Here is a 20773-nt window from a genome sequence, read left to right as displayed (position 1 = left end):
TCAATATCATAGTTACCCATTTATCGCCACGCCTGTGCCGCTACGCCTCCATCGTTTAAGAATCCGTCGCTGACCGATGCGCCAAAACGTTATACCCATCACGATTTAAAATGACTATCTGTCATGCTTTTACATTATTTTGAGATCCTTATTTATTTTGCAGCAGGAGCAAGCATGTTTAAGCCCGGAATGATGTTACTGGCACTGAGCGTTTCCGTCGCCACCCAGGCGGCGACGGTGGATTTGCGGATACTGGAAACCACCGATCTGCACAGCAATATGATGGATTTCGACTATTACAAAGACACGCCAACCGAGAAGTTTGGCCTGGTGCGAACCGCTACGCTGATCCACGCCGCACGCCAGGAAGTGAAAAACAGCCTGCTGGTCGATAACGGCGACATCATTCAGGGCAGCCCGCTGGGTGACTACATGGCGGCCAAAGGATTACGTGAGGGCGAGATCCATCCGGTCTACAAGGCGCTCAACACGCTGGATTACAGCGTCGGTAACCTCGGCAATCATGAATTCAATTATGGCCTGCCCTACCTGAAAAAAGCGCTGGCGGGCGCACGCTTTCCCTATGTGAACGCCAACGTGATTGATGTGAAGAGCGGCAAACCGCTGTTTACCCCATACCTCATCAAATCCACTACGGTGGTTGATCGCGAGGGCAAAACGCAGACCCTGAAGATAGGTTATATCGGCTTTGTGCCGCCGCAGATCATGGTATGGGATAAAGCCAACCTGCAGGGCAAGGTACGCGTCGATGACATCACCGAAACGGCTCGCCGCTACGTGCCTGAGATGCGCGCGCAGGGCGCCGATCTGATTATCGCTATTCCCCACTCTGGCCTGAGCATCGAGCCGTATCACACGATGGCGGAGAACTCGGTTTACTATCTCAGCCAGGTGGAAGGCATTAACGCCATCCTGTTTGGTCATGCGCATGCGGTCTTCCCCGGCAAGGAGTTTGCTGACATCAAGGGTGCAGATATCGCCAACGGCACCCTGAACGGTATTCCGGCGGTGATGCCCGGCATGTGGGGCGATCATCTTGGCGTGGTCGACCTGGTGCTGAACAATGAGGGCGGACGCTGGCAGGTGAGCAGCGGCAAAGCACAGGCGCGGCCCATCTACGATACCGCAGCGAAGAAATCGCTGGCGGCAGAGGATCCGGCGCTGGTGAAGGTACTGGCTGACGATCACCGCGCCACGCGAGAGTTTGTGGCGAAGCCCATCGGCAAGTCCGCCAATGTGATGTACAGCTACCTGTCGCTGGTACAGGACGATCCGACGGTACAGATCGTCAATAATGCCCAGCGCGCCTACGTGGAGCATTTCATTCAGGGCGATCCGGATCTGGGCCGCCTGCCGGTGCTCTCTGCTGCTGCGCCGTTTAAAGCGGGCGGACGTAAAAACGATCCGGCCAGCTATGTCGAAGTGGAGAAAGGCGCGCTGACCTTCCGTAACGCGGCCGATCTCTATCTCTATCCCAATACCCTGGTGGTCATGAAAGTCACCGGTGCGCAGGTAAAAGAGTGGCTGGAGTGCTCAGCGGGCCAGTTTAATCAGATCGATCCCCACAGCACGAAAACGCAGTCGCTGATCAACTGGGATTTCCGCACCTATAACTTTGATGTGATTGACGGGGTTAATTATCAGATTGATGTGACCCAGCCCGCGCGCTACGACGCAGAGTGTCAGTTGATCCATCCTGAGGCCTCACGTATCCGTCAGCTTAGCTGGCAGGGTAAACCCGTCGATCCACAGGCGACCTTCCTGGTGGCGACCAATAACTATCGCGCTTACGGCGGCAAGTTTGCCGGCACCGGAGATAAATACATCGCCTTTGCCTCACCGGATGAGAACCGTTCCGTGGTTGCAGCCTATATCAGCGCGGAAACCAAAGCGCACGGTGAAGTTCAGCCGAAGGCGGACAATAACTGGCGGCTGGCACCGATTACCTCATCCACCCCGCTCGACATTCAGTTTGAAACGGCACCGGGTGATAAAGCGACCGGATTTATTAAGCAGCATGCGCAATATCCGCTTCAGCCCAAAGGGACAGATGCGATCGGCTTTGCTCTGTGGCAGGTGAATTTACAGCAGAAATAAGGCGGAAGAAAACGCTGCAACCGGGGTGGTTGCAGCATCCGGATATTACAGAATTTCCAGCAGTTCGACTTCGAAGATCAGGGTGCTGAATGGTGGGATAGAGGCACCCGCACCGCGCTCGCCATACGCGAGATTCTGTGGGATCACCAGTTCCCATTTTGAGCCAACCGGCATCAGGGTCAGCGCTTCAATCCAGCCTGGAATTACGCCGCTTACCGGGAATTCCGCCGGTTCGCCACGGGCAACAGAGCTGTCGAATACGCTGCCGTCGATCAGTTTACCGGTGTAGTGAACGCGTACGCGATCCTGACGTGATGGGATTGGACCCTCGCCCTGCGTAATCACGCTGAACTGCAGGCCTGATTCGGTGCTGCTCACGCCTTCACGCTGCGCATGTTCCTGCAGGAACGCCTGACCTTCTGCGGCCATGGCTTCGGTGCGTTCACGACGCACGCCTTCAGCGCGTTCATGCACTTCACGCAGTGCGCGATGAACCACATCAACCGGTACGGCCGGCGAGTTCCCTTCCAGCGCGTCGCGCAGACCCGCGAGCAGTGCTTCTGGTTGCAGACCCTGCAGACCAGATTCCAGCAACTGCTGGCCAACCTGTAAACCAATACCGTAACTTGCTTGTGCTTCGACGCTGTCGAAAGAAGGGGTAGTCATCTTCGTTCCTTTCACTCTCGGATAAATTCGAACGGGCAGCATAGCAGCGCAGGCCGCTGGCGTAAAATGCCCTGCATCGCAGATGACTTTTGCCGGGGAAAGAGAAACAATAGAGCCGTCAATTTTATCAATGCTGGCAGGCACTTCGCGCCGGTATTGCCCATACTATAACTATCGGGGGGGATCACCCCCTCTGTAGCACACGAATAAGAGAGCAAACATGGGCCAGATAGCCCCACGACGCCGCAGGATGCGTGCAAAATATCTTGTATCCCGGCTGCAGACCTGGCTGGCCGCACGCAGGCTAAAGCAGCCTGCCGGAGAGGAGGAACCCCGAATGGCTTCAGACACGTCATCCCGCCTGCCGACATGGCTTCAGCGTATCTGGCATTTTACCGACCACATTCGCTGGATGGACCCGCTGCCTGCGCTGCACCGCCGTGGCATTGTGGCCGCACTGCTGGTGATGCTGGTGGCGTTTCTCTGGCCCGCCAGCACGCTGCGCTATCCGGTCGAGCAGCCGGTCGCACCCCAGACGGAGAAAGAGGTGCCGATGCAGGCGGATATTTATGAGAACAACAGTAGCCGCCAGCCGTCATCCTCACCGTCTCAGCAGACGCCAAAAGCCGATTCTCAGGGCGAGTGGCGCAATCTGACCATCGCTTCCGGTCAGACGCTGGCGCAGCTGTTTCGTGATAATAGTCTGCCGGTCAATGATGTGTTTGCGATGGCGCGGGTGGAAGGCAGCGATCAGCCACTCAGCTCACTGAAAAGTGGTCAGCAGGTAAAAATCCGTCAGGATGCGCAGGGGGCGGTAACAGGTCTGACGGTGGAGGGCGCAAACGGTCCGGTGCTGTTTACACGTCAGCCAGACGGCAGCTTTATTCGCGCGCAGTAACGCGAACAGCGGCGATTGAAAGGCACAAAAACAAAAACGCCGGCACAGGGCCGGCGTTTGTGTCGTGCTCAGTTAATAAAGATTAACCAGCAACTACTTTCACGTTCAGTTTCGCGAATACTTCGCTGTGAACCTGGAAGCTTACTTCATGCTCACCGGTAGTGCGCAGAACGCCGTTCGGCAGACGAACTTCGCTCTTAGCCACTTCAACGCCAGCTGCAGTCACTGCATCAGCGATGTCGCGGGCACCGATTGAACCGAACAGTTTACCTTCATCGCCCGCTTTAGACGTGATGGTTACAGTGCCCAGTTCATTGATTTTCTCAGCGCGTGCAGTTGCTGCAGACTGAACGTCAGCCAGTTTGGCTTCCAGTTCAGCACGGCGTGCTTCGAAGAACTCAACGTTTTTCTTGGTAGCAGGAACAGCTTTGCCCTGCGGTACCAGGAAGTTACGAGCGTAGCCCGCTTTAACGTTAACCTGATCACCCAGGGTGCCAAGGTTTGCTACTTTATCAAGCAGAATAACTTGCATTACCTTATCCTCTTAAAGTCGTTAATGGACAGTTGCCGATTACTGATGACGATCAGTGTACGGCAGCAGAGACAGGTAACGCGCACGCTTGATGCAGCGAGCCAACTGACGCTGGTATTTTGCACGAGTACCGGTGATACGGCTCGGGACAATTTTACCGCTTTCGGTAATGTAGTTTTTCAACGTTGCGATGTCTTTGTAATCGATCTCAACAACGCCTTCCGCGGTGAAACGGCAGAACTTGCGACGACGGAAATAACGTGCCATTAGGCTAGTCTCCAGAATCTATCAATTCAATCTGCTCGGCATGGAACACCACTTTGCTCTGGCCATTTCGTGCCTGATGGCAACTAATGAAACCGTCGAGTGTGAGTTGCGTGCCGACCGTTATATGTTGAGTAATCACCTGATGGGCGCTGCCGCTGATAATAACCGGCATACGACACCAGGCTTGCCGGTGAAACCCGGCCTCCTCCTGCACTGAGCGGTGCTCAAGCACGAACTGACAGTGAGGAATTCCTGACGGGCTAACTCTTCGAACCGGTGTCTTGCACACAGTGCCAGACAGGCGAAGTCGATTAACCGTCACGATGGATTACTCTTCAGAATCCCCAGCATCTGACTCATCAGCGGATTCGTTAGCAAAATCTTCGCGACGATCACGACGCTCATCTTTCGCTTTAACCATCGGCGATGCTTCAGTTACCGCGTTTTTAACGCGCATAACCATGCTACGGATAACGGCGTCGTTGAAGCGGAAGTTCGTTTCCAGCTCATCGATCGCTTCCTGCGGCGCTTCAACGTTCATCAGAACGTAATGCGCTTTGTGCAGTTTATTGATCGGGTAAGCCAGCTGACGGCGGCCCCAGTCTTCCAGACGGTGAATCGTGCCTTCTGCACCAGTGATAGCACCAGTGTAACGCTCGATCATGCCAGGAACCTGTTCGCTCTGGTCAGGATGAACCATAAATACGATTTCGTAATGACGCATCGAAATTGCTCCTTACGGATTATTCAGCCTCCTGTCGGGGTCAACCGCGGCCCATGGAAGCAAGGAACGTTATAGGCTGTGTCCCACAAAGGTTCGTTGTGACGAGCGTTTGTGGGACACAGCCTGAGAATGCGGCTGAAAAATTGACGCGTAATCATACTGGCGGCGACGGCTAAACTCAAGCGCACATTTCAACAAATGCCATCCGGCGTGCCATATACGGTAGCTTTTCGTGCTAATCATGTGAATACAGCGCGTTAAGCGGGAAAGGTTCAAAAAAGCTGATAAAGAGGTTCAGGCGGACGATATGGCGATAATGTGCACAGTCGCTAAACTTAATGCAGACGCTACGGTTTGGCTTATCGGCGTCTAACAGAGTGTGTTCCCTGAAGTGAGGAGTCGGGCATGAAAACGTTCGTCATCGCCACTTTACTGGGTCTCTTCCTGTCTCCACCCGCTCTTGCCAGCAATGCTGACTGTGCGCAGCAGATAAGAAGTCACAGCAGCGAAGCGGCATCGGGTTATATCTACGTTAATCGGCTGGATGCGCCACAAAAGAATCCGGTCAACGCGCCTGCCAGAGCAGCAGAAAAATCGTCTGCGCACTGGTAAGTGCCGGTAAATTTACGGGCGGCAGATCCACTCTCCGCCCGCTCATTTTTATAGCTGCTGTTTAAAAAAGCTGACCAGCGCCGTCAATGCTGATGGCGTGATCTTATGTCCAATCTGTTTTTCAGACAGCGAAGTCAGATGCTGCGCCAGCCCGTTGTCACGCAGCGCCCTCTCCAGCCGTATGCTCTCCGCCCAGGGCACCACCTCATCCGCCTCACCATGCCACAACAGCAGCGGACGGTTTGCCAGTGCCTCCAGCCGGTTGCAGGGATCGTAGTCGGCCAGCGGTGCCATGCGGGCAGCAAACTGCGCTTGCTGCTCAGGCGTGTCGGCTACCAGCGGCGGAAACAGCGACTGACTGAGCTGCATAAAATAGCCCGATCCCATCAGGCAGGCGACGCTCTGAATCTGCGGATAACGCGCCATCGCGCCCAGCGCCGTCATGCCGCCCATCGACGCGCCCGCCACCGCAAAACGCTCGCCGGCGATCAGATCGTCAGCGCGCAGCGCCGATTCCAGCTGCTGCAGCTCATCAATGTTCTGTTTCAGAATCTCCCAGAAGCGGCCAAGGCGTGCATCGGCATCACCGTGATAGCGCGCGCCGTGCAGATCTGCATCCGGCATCACCGCCCGGAACCCCGCCTGTGCCAGCGCGACAGCGAAGTAGGCGTAGACCTCTTTTGAAGAGGTAAAGCCGTGATAAAACAGCACGGTAGGCAGTGGCTGATGCCGTTGTCCGGCAGGCGTGGCGTGCAGGCATTCGATACCGGCCAGCGTTTCTGTGGTGAGTTCAATCATGGTCTCTCCTGAGAAGGGGCAAGGCGTGCCGATTGAGTGTACGTCTGCGGGTTAATTTACGAAATCCCCTGCTGCGTTTAGTCGCCAGATTTCGGCCTAAACTTTTCCCGCGCTTTGCCGTTGATGTTGTGTCCCCCTAACTTGATCAAAGGTAATTTATGAAGCGTCTCTCTCTCAGCGGCCTGAGTCTTGGAGTTAAGCTGTCTGTACTGACGTCTCTCAGCGTAGCGTTATTGTTGCTGGTTCTGACGCTGACCCAGAGCCACACCGCTTCGCGGCAGCTGGAAAATCTCGCCATCGATGACATGCAAAACCAGGTGCAGGGCATCAGTGAAATGGCCACCATGTTCAACGCCACCCTCACCGAAGAGGTGGCTCACTACACCAGTCTGTTTACCAGCTTCCTGCCTAAGCGCTTTAGCCTGGATGAAGACTCCCGGGTGCAGGTCGGTGCCTTTTCGACGCCGGTGCTGCGCGCCGGGTTAAAAACGCTGAACCTCGACCAGACCGCGGTAGACGATTTCACCGAACGCACCGCCGCCGTGGCGACCATTTTTGTGCGTGACGGCGATGATTTTATCCGTATTTCCACCTCGCTGAAAAAGCAGGATGGCAGTCGCGCAATCGGTACGCAGCTTGACCGCAACGGCGCCGCCTGGAAAAGCGTCAGTCAGGGCGACGTCTATCAGGGGCTGGCGACGCTGTTCGGCCATCGCTACATCACACAATATCAGCCGGTAAAAGATGAGAGTGGCAAGGTTGTCGCCATCCTGTTTGTCGGCGTTGGCATTGATAAGCAGTATGCGCTGATGCGTGAAAAAATCCTGGCACGCAAGCTGGGTGATAGTGGTCATTTCTTTGTGCTCAACGGCACCCCCGGTAAGACGCAGGGAGAGTATCTGTTCGATCAGCACGACGAAGGAAAACGACCCGCCTGGGATGACGCGACACTCCAGCCGCTGCTGACTCAGCCGCAGGGCATGCTGCAGGCAGAGATCAACGGCGAGCACCAGATTCTGGCCTGGCAGCAGCTGCCGGGCTGGAACTGGGTGATCGCCGGCGAAGTTAACCGTGAAAGCCTGCTCGCCCCGATTACGCATAGCCGTAACCTGTTCCTGATAACCGGACTGATTCTGGTGGTGGTCTTTGCGCTGGGGTTTGTCTGGTACAGCCGTCGGGCGATTACCCGTCCGCTGCAGCAGGTGATCCATCTGGCGGAGCAATATGCCGCCGGGAATCTGCAGGTCCATATGGATACCCAGCGTCGCGATGAAGTGGGCCAGTTGATCGTTGCGATCAACGGCATTGGCGATGGTCTGGAGAAAATCGTCAGCCAGGTACGCGGCGCGGCGCAGGAGATCAGCGACGGCACAGACACCATCGCGGCCAGCAGTCATAACATCAGCGAGCAGATCGGGCGTCAGGCCAGCAGCGTGGAGCAGACCTCTGCCAGCATGGAGCAGTTTGGCGCGACGGTTGAACACACCGCAGACAGCCTGCGTCAGGCGATGTCACTGGTGGCCGAAGCCAGCGATATCGTCAGTCACGGCAGCCAGACGGTGGTGCGCTCGGTCAACACCATGTCGGCAATTAAGGTTTCATCACAAAGCATTGCGGATATCACCCACGTGATTGAGTCGATCGCCTTCCAGACCAATATCCTGGCGCTGAATGCCGCCGTTGAAGCGGCACGTGCCGGGGAACAGGGCCGTGGCTTTGCCGTGGTGGCCGCAGAAGTGCGTGCGCTGGCACAGCGTTCTGCGCAGGCCGCTAAAGAGATTGATGGACTGATTGCGACCTCCATCAGCAACGTGGCGGAAGGCCATCAATTATCTGAGCAGACGCGCGATGCGATGAGCGACATTGTGACCCACATCGAGCAGGTGCAGGCGCTGATGGGCGAGATCAACGTGGCGGCGCAGCAGCAGGCGGCAGGCATCGGCCAGGTTAATCTGGCGATGAACCAGATCAGCCAGGCGACTCACCAGAACAGCGAACTGGTGACACAGGCGGAAAACAGCGCGCAGAACCTGAGTGATAAAGGGCATCACCTGACCCAGCTGGTCAGCGTATTCAGCCTTAAATCCTGACGCCATTCAGGGCGATGACATACACTTAATGCTTCGTCCTGAAAGAGGGTTTTGCTATGCGTTTCGCTTATTTACTGATGATAAGCCTGCTGCTGGCAGGCTGTTCCGCGCTTGAGACCACGCCAAAAGCACCGCCCGCGCCGACGCAACAGGCGCAGGAGATTTCACGGGCGCAGAGTGGTGGTTTGCCGAAACTGGGCAATATTACCGTTAACGTGCGCGGCTCACCGGATGATGCCGGGCGGGCCGTGGCCACCCGGGCTAACCAGGCCGGTGCGGCTTACTATCAGATCGTGGCGCTGAGTGAAACGGTAATGCCCGGTCTCTGGTACGCCAGCGCGATTCTTTACGGCGCATCACCTGCCACAGGCACGGGCCAGTAAACGGTCTGTGATTGCTGCCTCAAGGGGGCGGGAGCCACGCCGATCGAGCCACTGCTGGCACCATGCATCCGCCAGCGGCGGTTCGCCATATTTCAGTAGCTGAGCGCCGGTCGCAAGCTGCAGCAGCGTGCGGGTCACCTCGCGCGCCTGCTCTTCGGGGACTTTGCTCATTCGCAGCCGTAACTGACGCCAGCGCGCATCGAAATGACGATTACTCCCTTTCACCGCTTCAAATTCCTGACTCAGCATCTCCGAAACCTCTGCCTGACGGGTGAGCACGCGCAGTACGTCAAGACACATCACGTTGCCCGACCCTTCCCAGATGCTGTTGACCGGTATGTCACGATAGAGGCGCGGCAGCTCGCTCGCTTCGCAGTAGCCGATGCCACCCAGCACTTCCATCGACTCCGCGACGAACGGGGCTCCCGCTTTGCAGATTTGATATTTTGCAGCCGGAGTGAATAAGCGGGCAAACGTGACCTCATGCGGTTTTGCCGGTTGTGACCAGGCGCGCGCCAGCCGCATCAGCAGCGCGGTTTGTCCCTCCAGCTGCAGCGCCTGCTGTGCCAGAACCTGACGCATCAGCGGCTGATCCACCAGGTTTTTCCCCATCACCTGGCGCTGATGTGCATGCCAGAGTGCCACCGAGAATGCACGCCGCATCTGACCATGACTGCCGAGTGCGCAGTCGAAGCGCGTCATACCGCCCATTTTAAGGATCAGCCGCACGCCTTCGCCCTCTTCTCCCAGCAGCCAGCCGGTCGCATCGCGAAACTCCACCTCACAACTGGCATTTGAGCGATTACCCAGCTTATCTTTAAGCTGCTCAAGCTGGATGGCGTTGCGTGACCCGTCAGGCAACAGGCGCGGCAGGAAGAAACAGCTTAATCCGGCGGGCGTCTGCGCCAGCACCAGATGCGCATCGCTCTGCGGCACCGAGAAGAACCATTTGTGGCCGGTCAGCCGGTAGGCTTCACCTGGGCCGCGCGCGCCCAGCGGCTCGGCCCGGGTGGTGCTGGTGAGCAGATCGCTGCCGCCCTGTTTTTCCGTCATGCCCATACCAATCAGCAGACCCCGTTTCTGGTCGCCGGGCTGCGCATGGGTGTCGTAACGATCGCTGAGCAGCGGATCGAGCCAGCCTTCGAACGCGGCGGGCAGATAAGTCTGCAGCAGTGGAATGGCCGCGTGCGTCATGGTCACCGGGCAAAGCGTGCCCGCTTCAACCTGCGCATGCAGAATAAAGCGCGCAGCGCGCGCCACGCTGGCCTGTTCACGTACTGTGGGATGCCAGCTGAGATTATGCAGGCGGCTGGCGCAGACACCCTGCATCAGCAGGTGCCAGGCGGGGTGAAAACGGACTTCATCCATCCGTACGCCGCGGGCGTCGTAGCGCAGCAGTTCAGGTGGCTCCGCGTTGGCGAGCCGGCCCAGTTCCAGCGACTCGGCGCTGCCCAGCTGTCGGCCTACCGAAGCCAGCCACTCCCGATCCCATCCGGCGCCTTCGCGTGACAGTGCCTCGCCGAGCGGCGTATCAGACAGGAACAGGTTGCTGTTGCTCAGAGGATGGGGCTGATTAAAAACGGTGTGTGTTGTCCAGGTCATAACCACTCCTCGCGGATGTCACTCAGTAAGTATACCCGTCGTCTTTCAAGCTGCATTTTTGTTGGCTGCGTTCACTCACCCGAATCACTTACTCATGTAAGCTCATCGGGATTCGTTCTCTTGCCGCCTCAATGCAACCCGAAATCCTTTGGGTATATACGAATGACGCGCAGTTATGCCTGGTACAGGAACTAATTTGTGGCGAGGATCACATCGGGGATCAGGCGTTGCGCTGACGCACCGCTTCAAACAGGCAGACACCCGTAGCAACCGAGACATTCAGCGAAGAGACGCTGCCCGCCATCGGAATGCTGATCAGCTCATCGCAATGCTCACGGGTCAGACGACGCATGCCTTCCCCTTCCGCGCCCATCACCAGCGCCATCGGACCGGTCATTTTGCTCTGGAAGACGGTATGGTCAGCTTCACCTGCGGTACCGACAACCCAGATGTTGTACTCCTGCAGAAGACGCAGGGTACGTGCCAGGTTGGTGACGCGGATCAACGGCACATTTTCTGCCGCGCCGCTGGCCACTTTTTTGGCCGTTGCATTCAGGGGAGCAGAGCGATCTTTCGGCACGATAATCGCGTGAACACCGGCCGCATCGGCACTGCGCAGGCAGGCACCCAGATTGTGCGGATCGGTGACCCCGTCCAGCACCAGCAGGAAGGGTTTGTCCAGGCTCTGCAGCAGATCCGGCAGGTCGCCTTCCTGATACTGACGACCCGGTTTTACCCGCGCCACAATACCCTGATGTACACCGCCTTCAACCTGGCTGTCGAGCCACTTGCGCTCGGCCAGCTGAATCACGACCCCCTGAGCTTCCAGCGCGGCGACCACGGGTTGCAGGCGACGATCGTCGCGGCCTTTGAGGATAAAGACTTCCTGGAATCGTTGTGGATCACGTTCCAGCAGCGCCTGCACGGCATGGATACCAAAAATAATTTCGCTCATCGATCTGCTCAGTGTTTGGAAATGAATGAATGACCGCCCTTTCTCAGTGAGAAAGGGCGGGTGCGCGCATCAGTCAGGCTGCGCCTTTTTTCTGGCGCGCTTCGCCCGGGTGGCGGCGGCGATTTTACGGGTTTTTTCCGAGACGTTTTTACTTTTATTCTCGGTATTTGCAGCGGCGGGCTTGCCCTTGTCGCCCCGGAAAGCGGCGTCCGGCTCGAAGTTGGACTTCTTGCTCGCATCACGACGGCGTTTCGCTGGCGCTTTGTCGTCACGCTTCGCCCGGTCGCGTGCGGTTTTGCCTTCACCACGTACCTGACGCTGGCTGGAGATCAGGGCAAAGTCGATTTTACGCTCATCCATATGGACGGCTTCAACACGCACTTCAACCGTGTCACCCAGACGATAGGTGCGACCGCCCGATTCACCGATCAGACGCTGACCTACCGGGTCAAAACGGTAGTAATCGTTGTCGAGCGTCGAAACGTGGACCAGACCATCAATGAACAGATCGCTTAAGCGTACAAAGAAGCCAAATCCGGTCACGCTGGAAATGACGCCGTTGAAGACGTTGCCAACCTGATCCTGCATGAAGTCACACTTGAGCCAGTCCGCGACGTCACGGGTCGCTTCATCGGCGCGGCGTTCGGTCAGGGAACAGTGCAGGCCCAGTTGCAGCATCTGCGGCATCTCGTAGTGATAGCCGCCGGTTGCTGTCGTCATATCTTTGGCTACGCTGCGATCTCTCGGCATCAGGTATTTAATGGCGCGCTGTACCAGGCCTTTACCTTCATCCTGCTCTTTTGCCAGCAGATATTTAATGGCGCGATGCAGCGTCAGATCCGGGTAACGACGGATTGGCGAGGTAAAGTGCGCATACGAAGAGAGTGCCAGACCAAAGTGACCGCGATTTTCCGGATCGTAAACGGCCTGCTTCATCGAACGCAGCAGCATGGTTTGCAGCATTTCCGCATCAGGACGATCGGCAACCTGCTTCAGCAGCGCCGCATAGTCGATTGGCTGCGGTTTATTGCCACCAGGCAGGCTCAGTCCCAGCTCGTTGAGCACGGTACGGAAGCTCTTGATGCTTTCGTCGGTCGGACGATCGTGATCGCGGAACAGCGCCGGTTCCTGATTTTTCTCAACGAAGCGTGCCGAGGCGATGTTCGCCAGGATCATGCACTCTTCGATCAGCTTATGAGCGTCATTACGTGACACGCGCTCAACACGCTCAATACGGCGCTCGGCGTTGAAGATAAACTTCGCCTCTTCCGTTTCAAACGAGATACCGCCGCGCTCTTCACGAGCGGCTTCCAGCGCATGATAGAGGTTGTTCAGCTCTTCAAGGTCTTTAACCAGCGGCGCATACTGCTGACGCAGCTCTTTGTCGCCCTGCAGGATGTTCCAGACTTTGTTGTAGGTCAGACGCGCATGGGAGTTCATCACCGCTTCGTAGTGCTTGAAGCCGGTCAGTTTACCTTTGGTCGAGATGGTCATCTCGCACACCATACAGAGGCGATCGACCTGCGGGTTAAGCGAACATAAGCCATTCGACAGCACTTCCGGCAGCATCGGCACAACCTGCGACGGGAAGTAGACCGAGGTTCCGCGCTGATGCGCTTCGTCATCCAGTGGGGTGCCCGGACGGACGTAATAGCTGACATCCGCGATAGCTACCCACAGACGCCATCCGCCACCGCGCTTCTTCTCACAGTAAACAGCATCATCAAAGTCACGGGCATCTTCACCATCGATGGTGACCAGCGGCAGCTTACGCAGATCGACGCGGCCTTTTTTGGCCTCTTCCGGGACTTCTTCTTTCAGTTTGCTGACCTGAGCTTCCACTTCCGGCGGCCAGGTGTGCGGGATTTCATGCGTACGCAGCGCCATATCCACGGCCAGGCTGGTACCCATATCATCGCCCAGAATCTCGGCGATTTTACCGATCGCTTTGCTGCGACGGTTCGGACGCTGGACCAGCTCAACCACCACCACGGAACCCATGCGGGCATTCATCGTCTCTTCAGGCGGGATGAGGATGTCAAAACTCAGGCGACTGTCGTCCGGTACCACGAAGCCGGCACCGGCATCGGTAAAGTAACGGCCAACGATCTGATTGTTGCGGGGTTCCTGCACCCGGACCACGCGCGCTTCGCGGCGGCCTTTGCGATCGGCACCCAGCGGCTGCGCCAGGATCACGTCACCGTGCATACAGAATTTCATCTGTTCTGCGGAAAGGTAGAGGTCATCTTTCTGACCTTCTGCCCGCAGGAAGCCGTAGCCATCGCGGTGGCCAATGACTTTACCGCGCAGGAGATCAAGACGTTCTGGCAGGGCATAACACTGACGGCGGGTGAACACCAGCTGACCATCACGCTCCATGGCGCGAAGGCGGCGACGCAGCGCCTCAAGGTGTTCTTCTTCCTGCAGATTCATCTCTTCAGCCAGCTCTTCGCGGCTGGCCGGTTTTTCACGTTTTTCTAACAGAGCCAGAATAAATTCACGGCTCGGAATAGGGTTTTCGTATTTTTCAGCTTCTCTATCCTGAAAAGGATCTTTTGACATAGCGGTTCCTCCGATGTCATTTAATATTTATTTCCACCGGCGATCTGGACAAGATGATCTCATAAAGTGGTGTATTTCCTTCGACCAGATCTGCCAACGTATAGCTATCCAGCTCCTGCAAAAATCGCTGCACCGCATCATGTAACGCCTGCTTCAGACGACAGGCTGGCGTGATGGAACAGGACGCGCAATCCACTAATTGTAGTGGTTCCATCTTACGTACCACGTCGCCAATGACAATCTGACGAGCTGGCATACCCAGACGAATGCCCCCGTTTTTACCACGCGTTGCGGCGACATAGCCCGCCCGGCTCAGCTGATTGATGATTTTGACCATATGATTACGGGACAAACCATAAGTGTTCGTCACTTCCGTAATATTGGTCTGCTGACCTTCCGGCAACGATGCCAGATAAATCAGTGCCCGTAAGCCATAATCAGTAAAACTCGTGAGCTGCACAGTAACCTCAGTGAACCTTCAGGCGCGGCATGACCTTATTCGCCCTGTGATTGATGCCAGGATTAAATCGGATCGCCATTCGATTAGCTACGATGATAAACCAGAGTCTGTCTGGCCGTGCGCTTTTTTAAGCCAGCAGAAGGTTTGACAAGCGAAGGGAGGTTAAGTGGCATCAAAGAATGGAAAAACAAGGGCCGGACAGCGTCCGGCCTGAATGATTACGCGTCGAACGGGTCGCGCAGAATCATTGTTTCACTACGATCAGGGCCGGTTGAGATGATATCAATCGGCACACCCGTTACCTCTTCCACACGCTTGATGTAGTCACGCGCAGCCTGAGGCAAACCTTCCAGCGTCTTGACGCCAAACGTTGTCTCGCTCCAGCCTGGCAGGGTTTCGTAGATCGGCTCAATGCCTTCCCAGTTCTCTGCCGCCAGTGGCGTGGTGGTTACTTCGCGGCCATCAGGCATACGATAAGCCACACAGATCTTCACCTCTTTCAGGCCATCCAGCACGTCCAGCTTGGTCATGCAGAAACCTGACAGGGAGTTGATCTGGACCGCGCGGCGAACCGCTACCGCATCCAGCCAGCCGGTACGACGACGACGACCGGTGGTCGCGCCAAACTCATTACCCTGCGCACAGAGGAATTCGCCGGTTTCATCGAACAGCTCGGTCGGGAACGGGCCTGCGCCAACGCGGGTTGAGTAAGCTTTCACAATACCCAGCACGTAGTCGACATAACGCGGGCCAATGCCTGAACCGGTCGCTACGCCACCTGCGGTGGTGTTGGATGAGGTCACGTACGGATAGGTACCGTGATCGATATCCAGCAGCGTACCCTGCGCACCTTCAAACATAATCAGATCGCCACGCTTACGCGCGACGTCCAGCAGTTCAGAGACGTCAACGACCATGCCAGTGATGATGTCAGCGACTTCCATCACATCACTCAGCACTTTATCGAAGTCGACTGCCGGCTCTTTGTAGTACTCCACCAGCTGGAAGTTGTAGAAATCGACCACTTCTTTCAGCTTGGCAGCAAAGGTTTCTTTGTTAAACAGGTCGCTGACGCGCAGGGCACGGCGAGCGACTTTATCTTCATAAGCCGGTCCGATGCCACGCCCCGTGGTACCAATCGCTTTGGCGCCACGAGCACGTTCACGCGCCATATCCATCGCAACATGATATTGCAGGATCAGCGGACAGGCTTCAGAAATCAGCAGACGTTCACGTACCGGAATCCCGCGCGCTTCCAGGCCTTTCATCTCTTTCATTAAGGCTTCAGGAGAGAGCACTACGCCGTTACCAATGATGCTGGTGACGTTATCGCGCAGAATGCCAGAAGGGATCAGGTGGAGGACGGTTTTTTCACCGTTGATGACAAGCGTGTGGCCCGCATTGTGGCCGCCTTGATAACGCACAACGTAATTCGCGCGCTCAGTCAGAAGGTCTACAATCTTACCTTTACCTTCGTCACCCCATTGGGTGCCCAGTACGACGACGTTCTTACCCATTTCTCAAAATCACCGATTGCTTAAAAAAGGATTCTACCATCTGATCCCGTGGTTTTCAGCACTTTTAGCATACGATTGCGCGCTTTTTTGCCTGAGTTTTGATCACTACAACATGTTGGGGATAATAGCGTTGAAAGGCACAATTTAGCCGGTCTGAACGTCAGCCTCAGAGGTTACCGTGCAGGCTGAGCATGCAGTAAATCACCATGCCAGCAACGACCAGTCCTCCACCAAAGCGGTGCAGCAGACGATCGGGCAACCGCGTCATCGTCAGGATCATGCGTCGCCAGGCGCGCGGCATAAACATCGGTCCCAACCCTTCCAGCACTAACACCAGCGCCAGCGCCATCCAGATGCTTGTTTTCATTCTGATACCCAAAAAAAAGGGCCGACAACATTGTCGGCCCACAGGTTATATCAGTTCTTAGCGTGTCGCGTTAGAGGGCGCCTTCATATATCGGAAGAAGTCGCTATCCGGGCTTAACACCATCACATCCTGATCGCTATTGAAGCTGTTTTCATAGGCACGCAGGCTACGAATAAAGGCGTAGAAGTCAGGATCTTTGCTGAACGAATCGGCAAACAACCGCGCCGTTTCCGCATCACCGTCACCGCGTGTAATCAGCGCTTCACGCTGGGCTTCAGCCAGAGTACGGGTGACCTGGTAATCGGCCTGGGCGCGCAGTTTTTCCGCCTCTTCCTGACCCTGTGAACGCTGGCTACGCGCTACCGCTTCACGCTCAGCACGCATACGGTTAAAGATCGCATCAGACACTTCAGTCGGCAGGTTGATCTGCTTGATGCGAACATCCACCACCTGAATACCTAACGCCGCCATACTGTTCGGGTTTGGTGCTGGCTCGCTGCTGTTGGTTTCACGCTCGACACGGGCCGCTGCACTGGCAATCGCGTCATCAGCCGCAGGGGTTGCGATTTCATCATCGTTGCCTGCAGAGCCGGTATTCAGCGCGTCACGCACATCGGTAGTCAGACGACCACGGGAGTCCGTTACGATATCTTTCACATCCAGACGACCCATCTCAGAACGCAAGCGGTCACTGAACTTACGTTTCAGCAGCACTTCCGCCTGAGAGACATCACCGCCACCGGTGGCCAGGTAGTAGCGACTGAAGTCGCTGATACGCCACTTGATGTAGGAGTCCACGATCAGATCTTTCTTCTCTTTGGTGACGAAGCGATCGGCCTGGTTATCCATGGTCTGGATACGCGCATCCAGCGTTTTAACCGTTTCCAGGAATGGAATCTTGAAATGCAGACCCGGCTCAAACACCTGCGGTTTGTTTTCGCCGTCGCGCAGGACTTTACCGAAGCGCAGAACAATGCCTCGCTGCCCTTCCTGCACCACAAACAGGGACGCATAGAGCGCCACCAGCACGACAATGATTAAAAATACTATTGGCTTACGCATCGATTACTCTCTCCCTTCGCGCTGGCTGTCGCTGCGCTGAGCATTCGCCCGACGCTGATCCATGATGTTGTCCGGACTGTATGACGACGTTTCATTGCGGCTGGCACTGCTATCGGAGCGCGCAGGCTGCGAAGAACCGTTCGCGCCTTTCTGACCATTCTGGCCCGATGAAGTCTGACCGCCACGCATCAGTTGATCCAGCGGCAGCACCATCAGGTTATTACTCCGATCGTTAACCAGTACTTTGCGGGTATGGCTCAGCACACGTTCCATGGTCTCGATATAGAGACGCTCTTTGGTGATTTCGGGTGCAGCTTTATACTCAGGCAGGATCTTGGCGAAACGCGCCACCTCACCCTGCGCTTCCAGAACGGTACGCTCTTTGTAAGCGCGTGCCTCTTCCAGAATACGTTGCGCCTGGCCGTTAGCACGAGGCTGAACTTCGTTGGCGTAAGCTTCGGCTTCGCGAACATACTGCTCGCGGTTTTCGCGTGCGGCAATCGCGTCATCAAATGCAGACTTCACCTCTTCCGGCGGACGTGCAGCCTGGAAGTTGACGTCCAGCACCGCGATCCCCATGTTATAAGGGCGAATCGTCTCGTCGATTTCACGCTGGGTATCGCTACGCACCACAGTACGACCTTCGGTCAGGATGCGGTCCATGGTAGAGCGACCAATCACGCCGCGCAGTGCGCTGTCGGTAGCCTGACGCAGGCTGTCGTCCGCGCTGGTCACAGCATAAAGATAACGTTCCGGATCGGTCACGCGGTACTGCACGTTCATCTCAACGCGTACCACGTTCTCATCTGAAGTCAGCATGACGCCAGAAGCAGCCAGTTCGCGCACCGATTCAACGTTAACCGCACGCACCTGATCAACGAATGTCGGCTTCCAGTTCAGGCCGGGTTCGACCAGATGACTGAATTTACCGAAGCGCGTCACCACGCCACGTTCCGCTTCTTTGATGGTGTAGAAACCGCTTGCAGCCCAGATGACTACAGCAGCAACAGCCACGATACCAACAATTTTGCCACCGCTGCCGGAGCCGCGCTGACCGTTGTCGTTCTGTTTGCCACCGCCCAGTCCACCAAGCTTCTTGCTCAGCTTACGGAAGATATCATCCAGATCAGGAGGCCCGGATTCCCGTCCTCCCTTATTCCCCCCAGAGTTGCCGCCTTGATTATTGCTGCTTCCCCACGGGTCGCGGTCCTGTCCGTTATTTCCGGGCTGATTCCACGCCATGTTTCTACTCCATTTATTGTAATTACGATTTTTACCCTTCAGCTTTCGGATTGCAGCGGTGTTGGCTGCCTTCGCTCACCCCGGTCACTTACCTGCGTAAGCTCCCGGGGATTCACTCAGTTGCCGCCTTGCTGAAATCCAAAATACTCGGGTAACGCCAGCGTATTCGGGTATGCAAAGAAAGTGCGACAATCTTCAATTTTTAAGGTAAATGCGTTTGGGCAATATCAAACAATGTAACTGGTCAGCGACGGTTCCTGCTTACATAAACGCATCCACTCAATAATGGGCATACGTATCTGCAATCCTACACTGCCGTCTTCTTCATTCCACTCTTTCTCAATCGCCTGCAGCTGATAGAAACGGCTGCGAAGTCGCCCCGCTTCCGGTGGCAGACGTAATGCGTGCTGGGCTATTTCACCCGCCAGACGCTCAGACAGCGCCTGCCATAGCAACGGAATGCCTGCGCCTGTCTGGGCGGAAAGCCAGACGCGGATTGGCAGGTTTTCTTCGTTACGATCGATACGCGGTTCGAATCCGTCGAGCATATCGATTTTATTCATCACCAGTAACGTCGGGATTTCGTCCGCTTCAATCTCTTCCAGTACGGCATCGACGGCGGCGATATTTTCCGTGACGCGAAGGTCAGCCCCATCAATCACGTGCATTAACAGCGTCGCCTGACGTGTCTCCTGCAGCGTGGCTTTAAAAGCGGCAACCAGATCGTGAGGAAGATGGCGAATAAAGCCTACCGTGTCCGCCAGTACCACGTCCCCGACATCAGCAACATTCAGACGACGCAGTGTGGGGTCGAGCGTCGCAAACAGCTGGTCTGCGGCAAAGACATTGGCGGAGGTCATGGCGTTAAAGAGGGTCGACTTGCCGGCGTTGGTGTAACCCACCAGCGAAACCGTTGGCACATCCGCTTTGGCGCGTGACTGACGTCCCTGCTCACGCTGTTTTTCAACTCGCTCAAGACGAGACAAAATCTGACTGATACGGCCGCGCAGCAGTCGGCGGTCCGTTTCTAACTGCGTTTCACCCGGGCCACGTAAACCAATCCCGCCTTTCTGGCGTTCAAGGTGGGTCCAGCCGCGCACCAGACGTGTCGCAAGATGGCGCAGCTGTGCCAGCTCAACCTGCAATTTACCTTCGTGGGTACGTGCGCGTTGGGCAAAGATATCCAGAATTAAACCGGTGCGATCAATGACCCGGCATTCGCACAGGCGCTCGAGGTTTCTTTCCTGAGCGGGCGTAAGGGCATGATCGAATAATACGACCGATGCTCCTGTTGTTTTTACCGCATCGGCAATTTCAACGGCCTTTCCTTCACCGACAAAATACTTGGGGTGTGGCGCTTTGCGGCTGCCAGTAACCACTTGCAGCGCCTCAACGCCAGCAGAAGAGACCAGGGTTTCAAACTCCTGCAAATCTTCTACTTCTTTGTCTTGGGAGAACCAGATGTGTACCAGTACGGCCTGCTCACCGGCTTCATAACGGTCAAACAAGCTATAACCTCGCTAAATAAAAGACCAGGACGGAAAACCGCTGTTCTCCGTTCCTGGCTGTACGGTGACGCGTTATTCTGCGTTATCACCGTCTTGTTGTGGCTGTGGCTGCGCAGTTGTGTTGCTGCCGCCATGATGATAATTGTTGCTGCCGCCACCGGTATTATTGCTATGGTGAGAAACCGGGCGTGAAGGAACAACGGTAGAAATGGCGTGCTTATACACCATCTGACTCACCGTGTTTTTCAACAAAATGACGAACTGATCAAATGACTCAATCTGACCCTGCAACTTAATACCGTTAACCAGATAAATCGAAACCGGAACACGTTCACGACGCAGTGCGTTCAAAAACGGGTCTTGTAATGATTGCCCCTTAGCCATTCTATCTTTTCCTTATATGCTTGTTG

21 protein-coding genes are annotated in these 20773 nt (G+C 56.0%); 5 read left to right on the top strand and 16 right to left on the bottom strand.

From position 1 onward, the window contains the following. Positions 1 to 174 precede the first annotated feature (174 nt). On the top strand, positions 175 to 2118 hold the full coding sequence (locus AFL22_RS14700; protein ID WP_052271677.1) for a bifunctional 2',3'-cyclic-nucleotide 2'-phosphodiesterase/3'-nucleotidase: 1944 nt from the start codon (positions 175 to 177) through the stop codon (positions 2116 to 2118). Between the two features lie 45 nt (positions 2119 to 2163). Here AFL22_RS14700 and fklB read toward each other — a convergent pair whose 3' ends face one another. Then, positions 2164 to 2784, bottom strand: coding sequence for an FKBP-type peptidyl-prolyl cis-trans isomerase (gene fklB / locus AFL22_RS14695; protein WP_010256433.1), 621 nt, complete (start codon positions 2782 to 2784; stop codon positions 2164 to 2166). 220 nt (positions 2785 to 3004) lie between these two features. Between fklB and AFL22_RS14690 the strand changes: the two genes are divergently transcribed. Further along, positions 3005 to 3682, top strand: coding sequence for a LysM-like peptidoglycan-binding domain-containing protein (locus tag AFL22_RS14690; RefSeq protein ID WP_153020899.1), 678 nt, complete (start codon positions 3005 to 3007; stop codon positions 3680 to 3682). 82 nt (positions 3683 to 3764) lie between these two features. Here AFL22_RS14690 and rplI read toward each other — a convergent pair whose 3' ends face one another. The 4 genes from rplI to rpsF are packed head-to-tail and all read right to left on the bottom strand — an operon-like array spanning position 3765 to position 5205. After that, positions 3765 to 4214 carry a 50S ribosomal protein L9 gene (gene rplI, locus AFL22_RS14685; RefSeq protein ID WP_010256429.1) on the bottom strand — a complete coding sequence of 150 codons (450 nt, stop codon included), beginning with the start codon at positions 4212 to 4214 and terminating at the stop codon, positions 3765 to 3767. 39 nt (positions 4215 to 4253) lie between these two features. Continuing rightward, positions 4254 to 4481 carry a 30S ribosomal protein S18 gene (gene rpsR / locus AFL22_RS14680; protein WP_002210155.1) on the bottom strand — a complete coding sequence of 76 codons (228 nt, stop codon included), beginning with the start codon at positions 4479 to 4481 and terminating at the stop codon, positions 4254 to 4256. Between the two features lie 4 nt (positions 4482 to 4485). Continuing rightward, a complete protein-coding gene (gene priB / locus AFL22_RS14675) occupies positions 4486 to 4803 on the bottom strand; it encodes a primosomal replication protein N (protein ID WP_010256154.1) in 318 nt (105 codons plus the stop codon). A 6-nt stretch (positions 4804 to 4809) separates the two neighbouring features. Then, positions 4810 to 5205, bottom strand: coding sequence for a 30S ribosomal protein S6 (rpsF, locus tag AFL22_RS14670; protein ID WP_003855334.1), 396 nt, complete (start codon positions 5203 to 5205; stop codon positions 4810 to 4812). 405 nt (positions 5206 to 5610) lie between these two features. Between rpsF and AFL22_RS14665 the strand changes: the two genes are divergently transcribed. Further along, positions 5611 to 5817, top strand: coding sequence for a hypothetical protein (locus AFL22_RS14665; RefSeq protein WP_010256150.1), 207 nt, complete (start codon positions 5611 to 5613; stop codon positions 5815 to 5817). 48 nt (positions 5818 to 5865) lie between these two features. On the opposite strand, the gene yjfP is transcribed toward AFL22_RS14665, so the two are convergent. Continuing rightward, positions 5866 to 6615, bottom strand: coding sequence for an esterase (yjfP, locus tag AFL22_RS14660; protein ID WP_052271676.1), 750 nt, complete (start codon positions 6613 to 6615; stop codon positions 5866 to 5868). A gap of 158 nt (positions 6616 to 6773) precedes the next feature. On the opposite strand from yjfP, the gene AFL22_RS14655 reads away from it, so the two are divergent. Continuing rightward, a complete protein-coding gene (locus tag AFL22_RS14655) occupies positions 6774 to 8705 on the top strand; it encodes a methyl-accepting chemotaxis protein (protein ID WP_052271675.1) in 1932 nt (643 codons plus the stop codon). Positions 8706 to 8761: 56 nt separating this feature from the next. Further along, the gene (bsmA, locus tag AFL22_RS14650; RefSeq protein WP_010699802.1) at positions 8762 to 9088 is read left to right on the top strand and encodes a biofilm peroxide resistance protein BsmA; all 327 of its coding nucleotides are present in this window, start codon (positions 8762 to 8764) and stop codon (positions 9086 to 9088) included. Here bsmA and AFL22_RS14645 read toward each other — a convergent pair. The 10 genes from AFL22_RS14645 to hfq all read right to left on the bottom strand — a co-directional run bounded on the left by AFL22_RS14645 (position 9062) and on the right by hfq (position 20747). After that, positions 9062 to 10690 (bottom strand): isovaleryl-CoA dehydrogenase, encoded by a 1629-nt coding sequence (locus AFL22_RS14645; RefSeq protein ID WP_033780633.1) that lies wholly within the window; start codon positions 10688 to 10690, stop codon positions 9062 to 9064. The two genes, bsmA and AFL22_RS14645, sit on opposite strands and share 27 nt — an antisense overlap. A gap of 220 nt (positions 10691 to 10910) precedes the next feature. Further along, positions 10911 to 11645: a 23S rRNA (guanosine(2251)-2'-O)-methyltransferase RlmB gene (gene rlmB, locus AFL22_RS14640; protein WP_010699804.1), complete on the bottom strand. Its 735-nt coding sequence runs from the start codon at positions 11643 to 11645 to the stop codon at positions 10911 to 10913. Positions 11646 to 11714: 69 nt separating this feature from the next. Beyond that, positions 11715 to 14207 carry a ribonuclease R gene (gene rnr / locus AFL22_RS14635; protein WP_010699805.1) on the bottom strand — a complete coding sequence of 831 codons (2493 nt, stop codon included), beginning with the start codon at positions 14205 to 14207 and terminating at the stop codon, positions 11715 to 11717. Between the two features lie 16 nt (positions 14208 to 14223). Then, positions 14224 to 14667, bottom strand: coding sequence for a nitric oxide-sensing transcriptional repressor NsrR (gene nsrR, locus AFL22_RS14630; RefSeq protein WP_010256130.1), 444 nt, complete (start codon positions 14665 to 14667; stop codon positions 14224 to 14226). A 218-nt stretch (positions 14668 to 14885) separates the two neighbouring features. Beyond that, on the bottom strand, positions 14886 to 16184 hold the full coding sequence (locus AFL22_RS14625) for an adenylosuccinate synthase (RefSeq protein WP_010256129.1): 1299 nt from the start codon (positions 16182 to 16184) through the stop codon (positions 14886 to 14888). 166 nt (positions 16185 to 16350) lie between these two features. After that, a complete protein-coding gene (locus tag AFL22_RS14620) occupies positions 16351 to 16551 on the bottom strand; it encodes a DUF2065 domain-containing protein (protein ID WP_010256126.1) in 201 nt (66 codons plus the stop codon). A gap of 57 nt (positions 16552 to 16608) precedes the next feature. After that, positions 16609 to 17613, bottom strand: a complete 1005-nt coding sequence (gene hflC / locus AFL22_RS14615) for a protease modulator HflC (protein WP_010256123.1) — start codon at positions 17611 to 17613, stop codon at positions 16609 to 16611. Between the two features lie 3 nt (positions 17614 to 17616). After that, on the bottom strand, positions 17617 to 18855 hold the full coding sequence (hflK, locus tag AFL22_RS14610; RefSeq protein WP_052271674.1) for an FtsH protease activity modulator HflK: 1239 nt from the start codon (positions 18853 to 18855) through the stop codon (positions 17617 to 17619). A gap of 227 nt (positions 18856 to 19082) precedes the next feature. Beyond that, positions 19083 to 20363, bottom strand: coding sequence for a ribosome rescue GTPase HflX (gene hflX / locus AFL22_RS14605; protein ID WP_010256119.1), 1281 nt, complete (start codon positions 20361 to 20363; stop codon positions 19083 to 19085). A gap of 72 nt (positions 20364 to 20435) precedes the next feature. Continuing rightward, positions 20436 to 20747, bottom strand: coding sequence for an RNA chaperone Hfq (gene hfq / locus AFL22_RS14600; RefSeq protein WP_010256116.1), 312 nt, complete (start codon positions 20745 to 20747; stop codon positions 20436 to 20438). Between the last annotated feature and the right edge of the window lie 26 nt (positions 20748 to 20773).

Source organism: Pantoea sp. CFSAN033090 (assembly GCF_001264395.1).
Taxonomy (GTDB): Bacteria; Pseudomonadota; Gammaproteobacteria; order Enterobacterales; family Enterobacteriaceae; genus Pantoea; species Pantoea agglomerans.
The sequence above is the reverse complement of the archived record's forward strand: the minus strand, read 5'-3'. Positions and strand labels throughout refer to the sequence as shown.

Excerpts from the sequence above, each read along its gene's own strand:
- rlmB (WP_010699804.1), bottom strand. The coding sequence starts at position 11,645 with ATGAGCGAAATTATTTTTGGTATCCATGCCGTGCAGGCGCTGCTGGAA.
- AFL22_RS14620 (WP_010256126.1), bottom strand. The coding sequence starts at position 16,551 with ATGAAAACAAGCATCTGGATGGCGCTGGCGCTGGTGTTAGTGCTGGAA.
- AFL22_RS14665 (WP_010256150.1), top strand. The coding sequence starts at position 5,611 with ATGAAAACGTTCGTCATCGCCACTTTACTGGGTCTCTTCCTGTCTCCA.
- AFL22_RS14655 (WP_052271675.1), top strand. The coding sequence starts at position 6,774 with ATGAAGCGTCTCTCTCTCAGCGGCCTGAGTCTTGGAGTTAAGCTGTCT.
- AFL22_RS14700 (WP_052271677.1), top strand. The coding sequence starts at position 175 with ATGTTTAAGCCCGGAATGATGTTACTGGCACTGAGCGTTTCCGTCGCC.
- rpsR (WP_002210155.1), bottom strand. The coding sequence starts at position 4,481 with ATGGCACGTTATTTCCGTCGTCGCAAGTTCTGCCGTTTCACCGCGGAA.
- AFL22_RS14690 (WP_153020899.1), top strand. The coding sequence starts at position 3,005 with ATGGGCCAGATAGCCCCACGACGCCGCAGGATGCGTGCAAAATATCTT.
- bsmA (WP_010699802.1), top strand. The coding sequence starts at position 8,762 with ATGCGTTTCGCTTATTTACTGATGATAAGCCTGCTGCTGGCAGGCTGT.
- hfq (WP_010256116.1), bottom strand. The coding sequence starts at position 20,747 with ATGGCTAAGGGGCAATCATTACAAGACCCGTTTTTGAACGCACTGCGT.
- AFL22_RS14625 (WP_010256129.1), bottom strand. The coding sequence starts at position 16,184 with ATGGGTAAGAACGTCGTCGTACTGGGCACCCAATGGGGTGACGAAGGT.
- rpsF (WP_003855334.1), bottom strand. The coding sequence starts at position 5,205 with ATGCGTCATTACGAAATCGTATTTATGGTTCATCCTGACCAGAGCGAA.
- hflC (WP_010256123.1), bottom strand. The coding sequence starts at position 17,613 with ATGCGTAAGCCAATAGTATTTTTAATCATTGTCGTGCTGGTGGCGCTC.
- rnr (WP_010699805.1), bottom strand. The coding sequence starts at position 14,207 with ATGTCAAAAGATCCTTTTCAGGATAGAGAAGCTGAAAAATACGAAAAC.
- hflK (WP_052271674.1), bottom strand. The coding sequence starts at position 18,855 with ATGGCGTGGAATCAGCCCGGAAATAACGGACAGGACCGCGACCCGTGG.
- fklB (WP_010256433.1), bottom strand. The coding sequence starts at position 2,784 with ATGACTACCCCTTCTTTCGACAGCGTCGAAGCACAAGCAAGTTACGGT.
- rplI (WP_010256429.1), bottom strand. The coding sequence starts at position 4,214 with ATGCAAGTTATTCTGCTTGATAAAGTAGCAAACCTTGGCACCCTGGGT.
- yjfP (WP_052271676.1), bottom strand. The coding sequence starts at position 6,615 with ATGATTGAACTCACCACAGAAACGCTGGCCGGTATCGAATGCCTGCAC.
- AFL22_RS14645 (WP_033780633.1), bottom strand. The coding sequence starts at position 10,690 with ATGACCTGGACAACACACACCGTTTTTAATCAGCCCCATCCTCTGAGC.